Origin of the sequence: Sphingobium sp. R-21, from assembly GCF_049913335.1 — a bacterium.
GTDB lineage: Bacteria > Pseudomonadota > Alphaproteobacteria > Sphingomonadales > Sphingomonadaceae > Sphingobium.
Genome location: NZ_CP184374.1, coordinates 17,373 through 32,931, shown reverse-complemented (window position 1 = coordinate 32,931; position 15,559 = coordinate 17,373). Strand labels below are relative to the sequence as shown.

Genomic DNA, 15,559 nt, shown 5'->3' with positions numbered 1-15,559 from the left:
ATGAACGAACTGACGAACTTCGCCAATCCGATCCAGAAGCCGGAAACCTTCGACCAGATCCAGATCGGCCTCGCCTCCCCGGAGCGCATCCGCAGCTGGTCCTTCGGCGAGATCAAGAAGCCGGAAACCATCAACTATCGTACGTTCAAGCCCGAACGTGACGGCCTGTTCTGCGCCCGCATCTTCGGTCCGATCAAGGACTATGAGTGCCTGTGCGGCAAGTACAAGCGCATGAAGTACAAGGGCATCGTGTGCGAAAAGTGCGGTGTCGAGGTCACGGTGTCGAAGGTCCGCCGCGAGCGGATGGGCCATATCGAACTGGCCGCGCCGGTCGCGCACATCTGGTTCCTGAAGTCGCTGCCCTCGCGCATCGGCCTGCTGCTCGACATGCAGTTGAAGCAGCTTGAGCGCGTCCTCTATTTCGAATCCTACATCGTCACCGAGCCGGGCCTGACCCCGCTGGAGAAGTTCCAGCTCCTGACCGAAGACGAGCTGCTCGACGCGCAGGACGAATATGGCGAGGACGCCTTCTCCGCCGGCATCGGCGCGGAAGCGGTCAAGCAGATGCTGATGGACCTCGACCTTGAGGGCGAGAAGCAGGCACTGCTGGACGAGCTGGCCGTCACCAAGTCGGAACTGAAGCCCAAGAAGATCATCAAGCGCCTGAAGGTGGTTGAGAGCTTCCTGGAATCGGGCAACCGTCCCGAATGGATGATCCTGGACGTCGTGCCGGTCATCCCGCCGGAACTGCGCCCGCTGGTGCCGCTGGACGGCGGCCGTTTCGCGACGTCGGACTTGAACGACCTCTACCGTCGCGTCATCAACCGCAACAACCGCCTGAAGCGCCTGATGGAACTGCGTGCGCCGGACATCATCGTCCGCAACGAAAAGCGCATGTTGCAGGAGGCCGTCGACGCCCTGTTCGACAATGGCCGTCGCGGCCGCGTCATCACCGGCGCGAACAAGCGTCCGCTGAAGTCGCTGTCCGACATGCTCAAGGGCAAGCAGGGCCGCTTCCGTCAGAACCTGCTCGGCAAGCGCGTCGACTATTCGGGCCGTTCGGTCATCGTGACCGGTCCGGAACTCAAGCTGCATCAGTGCGGCCTGCCGAAGAAGATGGCGCTCGAACTGTTCAAGCCCTTCATCTACGCCCGCCTCGACGCCAAGGGTCTGTCCATGACCCTGAAGCAGGCCAAGAAGTGGGTCGAGAAGGAGCGCAAGGAAGTCTGGGACATCCTGGACGAGGTGATCCGCGAGCACCCGGTGATGCTGAACCGCGCGCCGACGCTCCACCGCCTCGGCATCCAGGCGTTCGAACCCGTGCTGATCGAGGGCAAGGCGATCCAGCTTCACCCGCTCGTCTGCTCGGCCTTCAACGCCGACTTCGACGGTGACCAGATGGCCGTCCACGTGCCGCTGAGCCTTGAGGCGCAGCTGGAAGCGCGCGTGCTGATGATGTCGACCAACAACATCCTCAGCCCCGCCAACGGCAAGCCGATCATCGTGCCGTCGCAGGACATGGTCCTGGGTATCTATTACCTGTCCATGGAGCGCGAAGGCGAGCCGGGCGAAGGTATGCTGCTGGCCGACATGCAGGAGGTCCACCAGGCCCTCTATGCCAAGGCGGTCACCCTGCACTCGAAGATCATCAGCCGCGTCCCGCAGACCGACGAAGCCGGCAACCAGTATATGAAGCGGTTCGAAACGACGCCGGGCCGCATGCTGCTGGGCGAATGCCTGCCCAAGAGCCACAAGGTGCCCTTCGACGTGGTCAACCGCCTTCTCACCAAGAAGGAAATCGGTGACGTCATCGACCAGGTCTATCGTCACACTGGCCAGAAGGACACGGTGCTGTTCGCCGACGCCATCATGGCGCTGGGCTTCCGACACGCGTTCCAGGCCGGCATCAGCTTCGGCAAGGACGACATGGTGATCCCGGATTCGAAGACTGCAATGGTTGACGAAACCAAGGCGCTGGTGGCCGATTATGAGCAGCAATATCAGGACGGCCTGATCACCCAGCAGGAAAAGTACAACAAGGTGATCGACGCCTGGAGCCGTTGCGGCGACCAGGTTGCGAACGCCATGATGGACGAGATCCGCGCCCAGCCCAAGGATCCGCAAACCGGCCGCATGGCACCGATCAACTCCATCTACATGATGGCGCATTCGGGTGCCCGTGGTTCGCAGGCGCAGATGAAGCAGCTTGCCGGCATGCGCGGCCTGATGGCCAAGCCGTCGGGCGAGATCATCGAAACGCCGATCATCTCGAACTTCAAGGAAGGCCTGACCGTCCTTGAATATTTCAACTCGACCCACGGCGCCCGCAAGGGTCTGGCCGACACCGCGCTCAAGACGGCGAACTCGGGTTATCTGACCCGCCGTCTGGTCGACGTGTCGCAGGACTGCACGATCGTCGAGGAAGATTGCGGCACCGAAAAGGCGCTGGAGATGAAGGCCATCGTTCAGGGTGGTTCGGTCATCGCCTCGCTCGGCGAGCGTATCCTGGGCCGCACCACGGCGCAGGACATTGTCGACACCAAAGATGGCAGCATCGTCATCCCCATCGGCACCCTGCTCGACGAAGCGATGATCACCCAGATCGAAGCGATCGGCACGCAGGCCGTGAAGATCCGCAGCCCGCTGATCTGCGAAAGCCGGATGGGCGTGTGCGGCAAGTGCTACGGCCGTGACCTCGCCCGTGGTACGCCGGTCAATATCGGTGAAGCGGTCGGCGTCATCGCGGCGCAGTCCATCGGTGAACCGGGCACGCAGCTGACCATGCGTACCTTCCACATCGGCGGCGCGGCGAACTTCAATGAAACGTCGAACCTTGAATCGATGGCCGACGGTACGATCGAACTGCGGGACATGCCGACCATCACCGACAAGAATGGCCGTCGCCTGTCGCTTGCCCGCAACGGCGAGATCGCGATCATCGACTCCGAAGGCCGCGAGCGCGAAACGCACCGCCTGCCTTACGGCGCCACCATCCTGTTTGCGGATGGCGATACCGTGAAGAAGGGCGAACGCTTTGCCGAGTGGGATCCGTTCACCATGCCGGTGATCACGGAAAAGCCGGGCATCGTTAAGTATGTCGACCTGATCGACAACAAGACGCTGACCGAGCAGACCGACGAAGCGACCGGCATTGCCCAGCGCGTCGTCATCGAGCATCGTGGTTCCGCCCGCACCAAGGAGGATCTGCGTCCCCGCCTCACCCTGCTCGACGATCAGTCGGGCGAAGCCGCGCGCTACATGCTCGCGGTCGGCGCAACCCTGTCGGTCGATGACGGCGCTCAGGTGCAGGCCGGTGACGTGCTGGCGCGTGTCTCTCGCGAAGCTGCGAAGACCCGCGACATCACCGGTGGTCTGCCGCGCGTCGCCGAACTGTTCGAAGCCCGCAAGCCCAAGGACAATGCGATCATTGCCAAGGTGTCGGGCCGCGTTCAGTTCCTCAAGGATTACAAGGCGAAGCGCAAGATCGCCATCAATCCCGAGGATGGCGGCGAGCCGGTCGAATATCTGATCCCCAAGAGCAAGGTGATCGACGTTCAGGAAGGCGACTTCGTGAAGCGCGGCGACAATCTGATCGGCGGTTCGCCCGATCCGCACGACATTCTGGAAGTTCTCGGCATCGAGCCGCTGGCCGAATATCTGGTCGCGGAAATCCAGGAAGTCTATCGCTTGCAGGGCGTGAAGATCAACGACAAGCACATCGAAACGATCGTTCGTCAGATGCTGCAGAAGGTCGAGATCATCGAGTCCGGCGACACCACGCTGCTGGTGGGCGAGCAGATCGACCGCGAGGAAATGGACGAGATCAACGCCAAGCTCCAGCCGGGCTTCGCGCCCGCCGCTGGCAAGCCGGTGCTGCTCGGCATCACCAAGGCCTCGCTCCAGACGCGTTCGTTCATCTCGGCGGCTTCCTTCCAGGAAACCACCCGCGTCCTCACGGAAGCGGCGGTCCAGGGCAAGAAGGACACGCTGGTGGGCCTCAAGGAAAACGTCATCGTCGGCCGCCTCATCCCGGCGGGTACGGGCGCTGGCATGAACCGCATGCGCGTCGCCGCATCGTCGCGCGACGCGGCAATGCGCGCCGCGCTGCGGGCTTCCAGCCAGGTCGACCTGATCGCACCGAAGACGGCCGCCGAAGAGCATGCCGCCGAACTGCGCCAGGGCCCGGAAGCCGCCATCGGCGACGATCCGCTGGCTGTCGTCCAGGGTGAGGATTTCACCACCGAGGACATGGAATAAGCGCGTTGAAATAGGGGCCCGCTTCCTGGTTCAGGTAGCGGGCCCCGTCCTTCCTAACCCGTCAGGGATTGATGAAGAGCCCGCCGGAAGCGACAGCCTGTCCGGCGGGTTTTCTTTTGCACATGCCGCATTGCAGGCTGTGCAATTGTCCGGGATGCCGGTCGCAAATCCTCTTGACCAATCCAGAATCGCCGCCTATTTGCGCCTCTCCGGTGAGCCGATGGCTCATCCTGATGCCCGATCCTCTAATGGTAAGAGAGCGGACTCTGACTCCGTCAATCAAGGTTCGAATCCTTGTCGGGCATCCAGACTTTCCTCCAAATCCTCGACTGACCGCAAAAGGTGCCCGGCTTTGGCCTCAAAGGACGCCCGAGCCGGTCAATGCCTTTTCAGGAACCGGCATTCCCTGGCCAGGCGGCGTCCCACGTCCCATGAGGATCTGTAGACCGCCATGCCCTTGCGGACCTGTTCGCAGGACATGTTGAGTCCTCCGGCATAGACGATGGCGATCGTGCGCCCATAGGCGTCGCGCGCGACAGGGACGATGGTGATGGGATCGCGCAATGCGCGCTTCAGGCTTTCCCTGCTTTGCCGGGAATTATCCTGCGGGCACGCTTTCCGCTTGCGACATCGGTTGATGATGTCGGGAGCCTCAATGGCAAGGAGCCTGATCGGTTCGCCGTTGACGCGCAGCGTGCCGCCATCCACCACCGTCAGGGCTGAGGCAAAGAACAGAGCAGCAATCATCGGCCAAACCACGCGCCGTCAGCGGCAATGCCCGGCTTACCGCTCATGCTCTCCCCGCTGCGGCTGCCAATAACAGGGCGATCCTGCTTCTGAAATCATCCGCCCGCCACATTTCGGTCAACAATCCCAAGCCCGAACCATCTCCCTGCTTATACTCGATATTCCATTCTATTTTATCATTTTAAATGAATATGTTCCGTTCCGATACAGAATATCGGAATTTCCGGTCGCGGACCATTCATGGTGGTACGGAATTTGCGCCAGGGAGCGGCATCGACGGCAGGCATTTAGCCCACAGCGAATCTGGATTCCAGGTGCACGGAGGAAACTGGAAGAGCGAAGAAGCATGTCTGCGGGCCGGCCGAACCACGCCACACCCAACCGCTCTTCCAGTCCGCGTCTTGCCACGCCATCCGGGGGAAAGGGCGGCGTTCAGCGCGACGCAATCAGGACGGGTCGGTCGCCGCCCGCCTGCGCCATCATCCGGGCGTGGTGATCGGTGCGGAGCCGGTTCAACATATCATCGCGTTGCCACATATCGTTGGCGACGATGATCCATGCTTCAAACCGCGAATTCCCTGCAATCTGCGGCGGCAAGGGCGTCAGCCGCCCCATCGCCCTGACGGCGCGCAGCGACAGGCGATCGACGGCCCGCGACGACGAAGGCTGCGCAAGCGAGACGGCTTGCGGCCGCCCCAGTTCATCCAGGCGGAACTCGACCCGGGCATAGCCAGTCGCGGAACGATCGAAACTCTGATCGGCGGCGCGGCGAATGCTGCCGGTCAGGCGGTTTGCGGTTCGGTCCTGCCATTTTTCATAGCTCATCTCCTTTTCCGGGGACGCAATGACGGTAAGTTGATCGCCCGGCTGCCTGGCACTCACCCCTGTCGACAGCAGCAAGGACGAGCAAAGGACCAAATATCTGGCACGCATAGGGGCCTCCTCTGCTGGTATAATGCTATGTTGGATTGCGACTGCGGTCGTATCTGATGACCGAAAGATGCGTGAAGCTATATATTACAAAATACGCAATTTGTGTAATGAAGATAAATCTTCATTCTCATCAGCATAGGAAATATTTCAACATTGGCCTTCATCAGGCCCGTCTGGAGATCGCTCCCGGCGCTGGCGGGGATTTCCGTCAACCCCCTGTCATTTATCGGTTTTGACGTGAGGGAAGAAGCGTTGGGCCAGCGACTCGACTCCTCCCGCGCCGCAGCGGCTCAGCCTTTTCAGGAGACAGAGCAGCTTCCAACGCCGCCGCAGCCGCCGGCACGGCCGTCCTGTTGGAAAAAATCAGCATGGCGGGCCCCTGTGCAGGCAGGAACATGCACATCAGTCGGAGGCGATGCTCATCCCCACCGCTTCCGCGACCTTGATGCCGTCAATGGCCGCTGAAAGGATGCCGCCCGCATAGCCTGCCCCCTCTCCGGCGGGATAAAGACCCGCCACGTTGAGGCTCTGAAAATCCTTGCCCCGCGTGATGCGGATGGGGGAGGAAGTGCGCGTCTCGACCCCGGTCATCACCGCATCGGGATGGTCGTAGCGCGCAATCTGTCGGCCGAAGGCGGGAATTGCCTCACGAAATGCCTCCAGCGCGAATTCGGGCAGGCAGCGCGACAGGTCGGTCATGGTGACTCCCGGCTTGTAGGAGGGGATGACCTCCCCCAATCCGGTAGAGGCGCGGCCCGCCAGGAAATCCCCCACGGTCTGTCCCGGCGCATGATAGCTTTCGCCGCCCGCGACAAAGGCCATGCTTTCCCAATGGCGCTGCAATTCTATCCCGGCCAGCGGCCCGCCCGGATAATCCCGTTCCGGGTCGATGCCGACGACCAGTCCCGAATTGGCGTTGAACTCCGCGCGGGAATATTGGCTCATGCCGTTGGTGACGACGCGCCCCTCCTCGGAAGTCGCCGCCACCACGCGCCCCCCGGGGCACATGCAGAAGCTGTATACCGTCCGCCCATTGGCGCAATGATGGGCCAGGCTGTAGGCGGCGGCGCCCAGCACCGGATGCCCAGCGCAATTGCCGTAGCGCGCCCGGTCGATCCAGCTTTGCGGATGCTCGATCCGCACGCCGATGGAAAAGGGCTTCGCCTCGATATGCACGCCCCGGCGATGGAGCATTTCGAAGGTCGGGCGCGCGCTGTGGCCGACCGCCAGAACGACATGGTCCGCCTCGATGAAGCTGCCGTCCGCCAGATGCAGCCCACGCAGCTTCTGCGTGCCGTCCGCCTGCCGCTCCAGTTCCAGTTCGTCGACCCGGTGCTGCCAGCGATATTCACCGCCCAGCCCCTCGATCTGCCGCCGCATCGATTCCACCATCGAAACCAGGCGGAAGGTGCCGATATGCGGGTGCGCTTCGGTCAAAATATCGTCCGGCGCGCCCGCCGCAACGAATTCCTCCAGCACCTTGCGGCCCAGAAAGCGCGGGTCTTTCACCCGGCAATAGAGCTTCCCGTCGGAAAAAGTCCCCGCGCCGCCCTCCCCGAACTGCACATTGCTGTCGGGATTGAGTTCGGCCCGGCGCCACAGGCCCCAGGTATCCTTGGTACGTTCCCGCACCACCTTGCCCCGATCGAGGATGATCGGCCGAAATCCCATTTGCGCCAGGATGAGGCCCGCGAACAGCCCGCACGGTCCCGCGCCGATCACGACGGGGCGCTTGCCCGACCAGCCGGGCGCCGCGCTGGCCACGAATTTATAATCCGTGTCCGGACGCGGGCGAATGTCTTGATCCTTCGCGAAACGCGCCAGCACGCCCGCCTCGTCGACCAGTTCGACGTCGACGGTGTAGACGAGCTGGATCGCATTCTTGCGCCGCGCATCATTGCCCCGGCGCACCACGACATGGCGCAGCAATTGCTGAGGCTCAAGCCCGAGCCGCTCGCAAATGGCTGCGGCCATCGCCTCGTCGGGATGGTCCAGGGGCAGTTTCAATCCGGAAAGGCGCAACATCCGCCCGCCCCTAAACCTATTACCGAGTCGGCTCCAGTGCTGTTAGAAACGGGCCCTTATTCCACCATAAAAGGCGCGCCTTTCGATCGGATAGAAGATCGCCCGGCTGGCGGGCGCGAGCTTCGAATAATCGACCACGGCACTGATATCCCCCACGGCCCGCTCGGCCGTCAGGTTGCGCGCATCGACAAACAGGGTCAGCCCCTTCTTCACCTCCGCCTGCGCACCCAGGTTCAGCGTCGCATAATCCCCGACCCGCTTGCTATTGGCATAATCGGCCCAGGCTCCCTGTGGCAGCCATTCGACGGCGGGCGAAATGCTCAGCCGCTCCGTCCCCAGCTTCAGTTCCGCGCGATAGAAATGGCGCGGCACCACGGGCAGGCGGTTGTTCCCGAACTGCACATCGCCCCGGAAGCGGAAATCGCTATATTGATAGACCTGCCGCAGGCTCGCCCATGGGGTGAGCGTCAGGTCCAGTCCCGCCTCTATCCCCTGATGCTGCGTGCGGTCCGCGTTGAAGGTCGCCGCCGGATATAACCCCGCCACGACATTATATTGCAGCAGTTCCCCTCTCAGCCTGGCGCGGTAAAAGCTGACATCCCAATGCGCGATGCCCAGCGTCCCGCGCGTGCCGACCTCAGCCGTCCACGCCTTCTGCGGGGCCAGCGGCGTGAAGCCCGGCGCCCCGCCCGCAGGCGCCTGCCCCAGTTCGATGAAGCCCGGCAACTCCACCGACCGGCCATAATTGGCGTAGAATTGCACAGCCTGCGCTGGTTCGAACAGCAGCCCGAATTTCGGCGCGAAGGCGTCGAAGGACGCATCCCCGCTCCGCACCGGAGCGAAGCGGTTGTCGAGCCGCCGTTCGCCATGGGTATAGATGCCGCCCGCGATCAGCCACAGCCGGGCGACTGGCGCGATCCGCGCCTCGCCATAGCTGTTGATCGTCTGCGCCCGCGCCTTCTGATAGGATGTCGGCGCGCCCGCCCTGCCGTTCACATTGACGAACTGCCGGAACCGGCCCTGCCCGAAGCGTGCCTGCGCACCCAATGTCAGCTCGACCGGCATCCCGCCCAGATCGCCCGCCAGATCAAGGCTGGCGAAGACACCGCGATCCTCCGACTTCTGGTCCACCACCTGATAGATCGGATGGTCCAGCGCCTTCGCATTATAATAGGCGCCGAACGCCAGCTCGCCGCCGTCCAGCGCCACAGTCGTGCGGTTCTGCAAACGGATCGAATCGATATTGCGCGCCTGATCCCCGGCGAAATTGCCCTTCGCCGGATGGTTCAGCGCGTCGCTTTCGTTGAGCGCACCCGCCAGCTTCTGCCGGATTGCCTGTGCACTGGCGTAGAAGCGCGTCTCCACGCGGTCAGTCAGCTTGAGCCCGACATTGCCGTTGAAGCGCAGCGCCCGGCGCCGTCCATGATCGCGGTCGCCGTCCGATCGGTCCCCCGTCACGGCGGCCCAGGCATCGCCCCGCTCATCGGCATAGCCATAGGCGGCCTTCGCCCGCAGCGTGTCGAACGAGCCGCCATCCAGCCGGACTTCCGCCCCCGGCGCCGTGCGCCCGGTCGGCGTCACGGCATTGATGGCGCCGCCCAGCGTCGATCCTCCCAGACGCAGCGCATTGCCGCCGCGATAGACCTCCAGATGCTGGAAGACCTGCGGGTCGAATTCCTGGAAATCGCCATTGTCATCGGCCATGTTGATCGGAATGCCGTCCTGCAACAGCGTCAGGCCCCGCATATGATAGCCACGGGACAGGCCGGACCCCCGAATGGAAATGCGCACCTCCTGCCCGAAGCGCGGCTGGGTATAGACGCCGGGCGAGAAGCTCAGCGCGTCGCGCAGGGAGACGGCGAGCTTGTCCTCGAAATCTTCCGCCGGGACGACGTCCACGCCGCCGGGCGTGCGGACGACCTTCGCCGCGGCTTCCGCGACGACGGGGCTGGCGGTGACGATGATCCGGCTCTGCTCGGCCTCTTCGGCCAAGGCAGGAGCGGACAGGGAACAGGCGAGCGCGCACAGCGAAACGCCGCGCGAAACGGAAAAGACTGACATGAAGAAACCCTTGTTGAAAATCCCGGAAAATGACGGATTTTCAATAGGCGGGCGGCCCCGAGGACGGCGGTGGAGGCGCAGCCAGCCGGGCGATAAGCCCGGTCTTGAGCGCAAAGGCGATCGCCCCGAAACCCAATTGCCAGGCAGGCAGCGGCAGATCGGCGAGGACCAGCGGCGGGACCAGCGGCTGCACCGATGCGGCGAAGGGGCAATGCTGCTGGCCCGGTGCGCCGTCATCCGGACGATGCTTGCCCGACGTGTCGTTCCGGTCGAATCTGGCCCGTTCGACCACGACATTGACCGCGCCCTGCCCGGTGCAAAGCGTCACCACCACGCCGCTTTCGGTCCGCATCGGCATGAAACCGGACGGCGCCACAAGCTGAATCGCCAGCACGAGCAGAGCCAGCGCCGCCAACAGGCGCCTTGCCCCTTCCGATCGTCTGACTGCCCCCATCACGGCACAAGCCCCTAGCGGCAGCGGCTGGCCCTGTCACTAGGACAAAAGAGCCAAGCGCCCAGGCAGGGACGATCGGTTTTGATCACCCGGATATCGCTCTCACCTTGACGTAAACGTAAAGCAACGCTACACCAGCCGCCATGGACAAACGCACCACTATCGCCGGTATCGAGCTTCCCGATCACAGCGATCGGCAAAGCTACACCATCTCGGACCTGTCGGATGAATTCGGCGTCACCGCCCGTGCCCTGCGTTTCTACGAGGATGAAGGGCTGATCGCGCCGGAACGACACGGCCTTGCCCGCATCTATTCGCGACGCGACCGTGCCCGCCTGGCCTGGATTCTGCGCGGCAAGCGGGTCGGCTTCAGCCTGTCCGACATTCGCGAGATGATCGACCTTTATGATGCGGATGAGGAACATGAGGAACAGCGCCGCGTCACCATCGCCAAGTGCGAGGCGCGCATCGCCCTGCTGACCAGGCAAAAAGACGACATCGACGCTGCGATAGCGGAACTGTCCCAGTTCGTATCCGTCCTTCACAAATAATCCGCTCACCAGAACAGAATCGTCCGGAGAAGATCCATGCCCAGCTACGCCGCCCCCATTCGCGACACCCGCTTCGTGCTCGACCACATTGTGGGGCTGGACCGCTACACCAACCTGCCCGGCTTCGAAAATGCGACTGGCGATCTGGTCGATGCGATCCTGACCGAAGGCGGCAAGATCGCCGCCGAAGTTCTTTTCCCGCTGAACGCAGTGGGCGACAAGGAGGGCTGCACCCGCCACCCGGACGGCAGCGTCAGCACCCCGACCGGCTTCAAGGCAGCCTTTGAAGCCTATGTGGGCGGCGGCTGGACCACGCTGAATGCGCCGGTCGAATATGGCGGCCAGGGGTTGCCCCATGTCGTGGCGACGGCGGTGAGCGAATATATATTGTCCGCCAACCACAGTTTCGAAATGTACCATGGCCTGACCAGCGGCGCCGTGGCCGCCTTGCTCGCCAAGGGCAGCGATGAACTGAAGCAGAAATATGTCCCCAACATGGTGTCGGGCCAGTGGACCGGCACGATGAACCTGACCGAACCGCATGCGGGCACCGACCTCGGCCTCATCAAGACCAAGGCCGTTCCCAATGCCGACGGCAGCTACGCCATCAGCGGCACCAAGATCTTCATTTCCGCGGGCGAGCACGACCTGGCGGAAAACATCATCCACCTCGTCCTGGCGAAGACCCCGGGCGCGCCCGACAGCAGCAAGGGCATATCGCTGTTCGTCGTGCCCAAGTTCCTGGTGAACGAGGATGGAACCCTGGGCGATCGCAATGCCGTCTCCTGCGGGTCGCTGGAACACAAGATGGGCATTCACGGCAACGCCACCTGCGTCATGAACTATGACGGTGCGACCGGATGGCTGGTGGGGGAGGAGAACAAGGGTCTCGCCGCCATGTTCATCATGATGAACGCCGCGCGGCTGGGCGTCGGCCTGCAGGGCCTGGGCCAGGCGGAGATCGCCTATCAGAACGCTGCCGCCTACGCCCATGACCGCCGCCAGGGCCGCGCCCTGACCGGGCCCAAGGACATGCAGGAAAAGGCCGACACGCTGTTCGTCCACCCCGATGTCCGCCGCATGCTGATGGAAGGCAAGGCGCTGACCGAAGGGTTGCGCGCCCTGATGCTGTGGGGCGCGCTTCAGGTCGACCTGTCGCATCAGGCCGCCACGGAGGAGGAGCGCCAGGCCGCCGACGACCTGGTGCAACTGCTGACCCCGGTGATCAAGGGCTATGGCACGGACAAGGGCTTCGACGTCACCGTCGTGGCGCAGCAGGTATTCGGCGGCCATGGCTACATCTGGGAAAATGGCGTCGAACAATATGTCCGCGACGCCCGCATCGCCCAGATCTACGAGGGCACCAACGGCGTGCAGGCGATGGACCTTGTCGGGCGCAAACTGCCCATGAACGGCGGTCGCGCGCTTCAGGCCTTCCTCAAGATCGTCGCGGACGAAGTGGCGCAGGCCAAGGGCGATGAAAAGCTCGCCCCCATTGCCGAAGCTCTGGAGAAGGCGAGCGGACAGCTTGGCGCGGCGACCATGTGGTTGATGCAGAACGCGATGAAGAACCCGGACAATGCCGGGGCTGGCGCGGTGCATTACATGCACATCGTGGGCATCGTCGCGACGGGCCTTATGTGGCTGCGCATGGCCAGGGCCGCGACGGCCCTGCTGGCGGCTGGCGAAGGCGACGCCAAGTTCATGGAGGCCAAGCTGGTGACCGCCCGTTTCTTCGCGGAACGCATCATGCCGGACGCCGGCGCGCTCCGCCGGAAGATCGAGGGTGGCGCCGACAGCCTGATGGCGCTTGATCCGGAAATGTTCCTGGCTGCCTGATCTTTACGCCAGGCAAGGTTCGGGCCGCTGTGCAGATCGATTTCAGGAGAAGAGGGCAAGCTCCTGAAGGCGATCTGCTGCGTTATCCCATTGCGCGCGACACTGCATAAGCCCATCAACAGGCGGATGATGCAGCGAGCCGCTTCGTGAACGGGCCTCCTACGGCGAACCGAACGCTCGGTCTTCCCGCCTGTATTGCGCTGGTGATGGGCAATATGATCGGATCGGGCGTGTTCCTGCTCCCGGCTGCACTCGCACCGTTCGGCTGGGATGCCGTGGCGGGGTGGATATTCACCATCGCCGGATCGCTGCTTCTCGCCTATGTCGTCGCGCGGCTCACCGTGCTGATGCCCGATGTCGGCGGCACGGCTCAGTTCATCACCCGTGCCTACGGCCCCCCCGCCGGATTTGCGATCGGGTGGATTTACTGGATTTCGGTGATCTTCACCAATGTCACCATAGCCGTTGCCGCAGCCGCCAATCTCAGCAGCATCCTGCCGGCGCTGAACCGGCCCGGCATGGGGGCGCTTACCTCCATCGGCTTCCTCTGGGCGACGACCGGCATCAATCTGATCGGCGCGCGGGCGGCAGGTGCCACCCAACTCGCCACCACCGCGATCAAGCTGATCCCGATCGCAGTCGTGCTGGTCCTGCTCGCAGTCACGCTGGGCGATGGGCGGGCGGAGATAGCGCCATTCCCGGCGCAAGGCTTCACCAGCGCCGGCATCACCGCCTCGGCTGCGCTCACGCTCTGGGCGCTGCTGGGCTTCGAATCCGCGAGTGTCGCGGCCGACAAGGTACGCGACCCCGCCAGGACCATTCCACGGGCCACGATGCTCGGCACAGCGATCACCGGGCTCATCTACCTGCTGGTCTGCTCCGGCATCGCCCTCACCCTGCCTGCGGCCGAAAGCCGGTCCGGCTCTCCCTTTGCAGCCTATGTCGCGCATTACTGGTCAGCGGGGCCAGCGGGATTCATCGCTGTCTTCGCCACGATCAGTTGCCTGGGCGCACTCAATGGCTGGACATTGTTGCAGGGCGAAGTGCCGCTGGCCATGGCGCGAGGCGGCGAATTGCCGCGATGGCTTGCAGGAACGAACGGTTCGGGCACGCCGGTCCACGCGCTGCTGCTGTCCTGCGCGGTCGGGACGCTGATGCTGATCGCCAACAGTTTGCAGGGGCTGGTCGCGCTGTTCACGGCGATGGCGCTGCTGTCGACTTCGGCCACGCTCTGGCTCTATGTCGGGTGCGCGCTGGCGGCGCTCAGGTTCCGGCTCGTGGTGCCGGCGGCGTTGCTGGGCCTTGCCTATGCGCTCTGGACATTATGGGGCGCGGGACCGGTGCCGAGCGGCGCCAGCTTCCTGTTGATGGCGGCGGGATTTCCCTTTTACGCCTGGGCGCGGCGTGAGGGGCGGAAACGCGCCTGAATCAAGCGCGCATGCTGCCGCCCTTGCAGCGACCCGCCTCCCTGAAGGACGGGGAAGAACTCAGTCCCCCCACAATTCCTTGAGCTTGCTGAAGAAGCCTGTCGACTGCGGGCATTCCTCGCCCGTTTCCGTCTCGCGGAACGCCTCCAGCAATTCACGCTGCTTCGCCGTCAGCTTGGTCGGCGTTTCGACATCGACCTGGATCACCAGATCGCCCTGCCCACGCCCGTTCAACACCGGCATGCCCGCGCCGCGCTGGCGGATCTGCTTGCCCGACTGGATGCCGCTGGGGATCTTGATCTCATGCCGCTGGCCGTCAAGGCCCGGCACTTCGATCACGCCTCCCAGCGAGGCCGTGGTGAAGCTGACCGGCGCGCGGGCGAACAGCGTCGTCCCGTCCCGTTCGAAGATCGCATGCCGCTTCACATGCAGGAAGATGTAGAGATCGCCGGACGGCGCGCCCCGCGCTCCGGCCTCGCCTTCGCCTGACAGGCGGATGCGGGTGCCTTCATCGACGCCCGCCGGAATGTTTACCGACAGCGTCTTGGGCCGGTCCACCCGCCCCTCTCCCCGGCAACTCCGGCAGGGACTTTCGATGACCTGCCCCGCGCCATGGCAGGACGGGCAGGTCCGCTCGACCACGAAGAAGCCCTGTTGCGCCCGCACCTGGCCATGACCATGGCAGGTGCCGCAACTCTTGACGCCGGTGCCCGGCTGCGCGCCGGAACCTTCGCAGCTTTCGCACGCGGCGGAAACCTCGATCTCGATCTCGGTCTTCTTGCCGTGATAGGCATCGTCCAGCGTGATTTCCATGTCATAGCGCAGGTCCGCCCCGCGCCGCTGGGCCTGCCGCCCGCCACCAAAGCCGCCGGCGGCCTGGCCGAAAATCGTCTCGAAAATATCGCCCAGGTCGGAAAAGCCGCCGCCGCCGCCGCGCCCGCCACCGAAACCGCCGCCGCCATTCTGGAACGCGGCATGGCCAAAGCGGTCATAGGCGGCGCGCTTCTGCGGATCCTTCAAACATTCATAGGCTTCGGAAACAGCCTTGAACTTCGCCTCGCTGTCGGTGCAGCCCCCGGTCTTGTCCGGGTGATATTTCATCGCGAGCTTGCGATAGGCGCTCTTGATCGTGGCCGAGTCGGCCGTGCGCTCGACCTCGAGCAGTTCGTAATAATCAACTTCGGTCGTCATATCGCCCCCGACGGCATGTCACCGTCACCCCCGCAAAAACGGGAGTCCATCTTCCAACCTATACGCTCGGGGCG

The 15,559-nt window shown here is 63.7% G+C and carries 10 protein-coding genes and 1 tRNA gene; 5 read left to right on the top strand and 6 right to left on the bottom strand.

Going from position 1 to position 15,559, the window contains the following annotated elements; genetic code table 11:
- Positions 1 to 4,257, top strand: a complete 4,257-nt coding sequence (gene rpoC, locus ACN9MX_RS00145; RefSeq protein ID WP_363739447.1) for a DNA-directed RNA polymerase subunit beta' — start codon at positions 1 to 3, stop codon at positions 4,255 to 4,257.
- Between the two features lie 234 nt (positions 4,258 to 4,491).
- A tRNA-Gln gene (locus tag ACN9MX_RS00140) sits at positions 4,492 to 4,565 on the top strand.
- 70 nt (positions 4,566 to 4,635) lie between these two features.
- On the opposite strand, the gene ACN9MX_RS00135 is transcribed toward ACN9MX_RS00140, so the two are convergent.
- The 5 genes from ACN9MX_RS00135 to ACN9MX_RS00115 all read right to left on the bottom strand — a co-directional run bounded on the left by ACN9MX_RS00135 (position 4,636) and on the right by ACN9MX_RS00115 (position 10,480).
- Positions 4,636 to 5,004: a thermonuclease family protein gene (locus tag ACN9MX_RS00135; RefSeq protein ID WP_133653376.1), complete on the bottom strand. Its 369-nt coding sequence runs from the start codon at positions 5,002 to 5,004 to the stop codon at positions 4,636 to 4,638.
- A 432-nt stretch (positions 5,005 to 5,436) separates the two neighbouring features.
- On the bottom strand, positions 5,437 to 5,829 hold the full coding sequence (locus ACN9MX_RS00130; RefSeq protein ID WP_363753164.1) for an energy transducer TonB family protein: 393 nt from the start codon (positions 5,827 to 5,829) through the stop codon (positions 5,437 to 5,439).
- 510 nt (positions 5,830 to 6,339) lie between these two features.
- On the bottom strand, positions 6,340 to 7,962 hold the full coding sequence (locus ACN9MX_RS00125) for an NAD(P)/FAD-dependent oxidoreductase (RefSeq protein ID WP_363830938.1): 1,623 nt from the start codon (positions 7,960 to 7,962) through the stop codon (positions 6,340 to 6,342).
- A 42-nt stretch (positions 7,963 to 8,004) separates the two neighbouring features.
- Complete coding sequence (locus tag ACN9MX_RS00120; RefSeq protein WP_363830940.1) at positions 8,005 to 10,023, bottom strand: TonB-dependent receptor family protein; 2,019 nt, start codon at positions 10,021 to 10,023, stop codon at positions 8,005 to 8,007.
- A 40-nt stretch (positions 10,024 to 10,063) separates the two neighbouring features.
- Positions 10,064 to 10,480 (bottom strand): DUF2946 family protein, encoded by a 417-nt coding sequence (locus tag ACN9MX_RS00115; protein WP_363830942.1) that lies wholly within the window; start codon positions 10,478 to 10,480, stop codon positions 10,064 to 10,066.
- Between the two features lie 140 nt (positions 10,481 to 10,620).
- Between ACN9MX_RS00115 and ACN9MX_RS00110 the strand changes: the two genes are divergently transcribed.
- The 3 genes from ACN9MX_RS00110 to ACN9MX_RS00100 all read left to right on the top strand — a co-directional run bounded on the left by ACN9MX_RS00110 (position 10,621) and on the right by ACN9MX_RS00100 (position 14,294).
- Positions 10,621 to 11,028: a MerR family transcriptional regulator gene (locus tag ACN9MX_RS00110; RefSeq protein WP_363739438.1), complete on the top strand. Its 408-nt coding sequence runs from the start codon at positions 10,621 to 10,623 to the stop codon at positions 11,026 to 11,028.
- A 36-nt stretch (positions 11,029 to 11,064) separates the two neighbouring features.
- Complete coding sequence (locus ACN9MX_RS00105; protein ID WP_363830945.1) at positions 11,065 to 12,867, top strand: acyl-CoA dehydrogenase C-terminal domain-containing protein; 1,803 nt, start codon at positions 11,065 to 11,067, stop codon at positions 12,865 to 12,867.
- Positions 12,868 to 13,013: 146 nt separating this feature from the next.
- Positions 13,014 to 14,294, top strand: coding sequence for an APC family permease (locus ACN9MX_RS00100; RefSeq protein WP_363830948.1), 1,281 nt, complete (start codon positions 13,014 to 13,016; stop codon positions 14,292 to 14,294).
- A 60-nt stretch (positions 14,295 to 14,354) separates the two neighbouring features.
- Here ACN9MX_RS00100 and dnaJ read toward each other — a convergent pair whose 3' ends face one another.
- Entirely contained in the window at positions 14,355 to 15,485 is a 1,131-nt protein-coding gene (gene dnaJ / locus ACN9MX_RS00095) for a molecular chaperone DnaJ (protein ID WP_363739434.1), read from the bottom strand.
- Between the last annotated feature and the right edge of the window lie 74 nt (positions 15,486 to 15,559).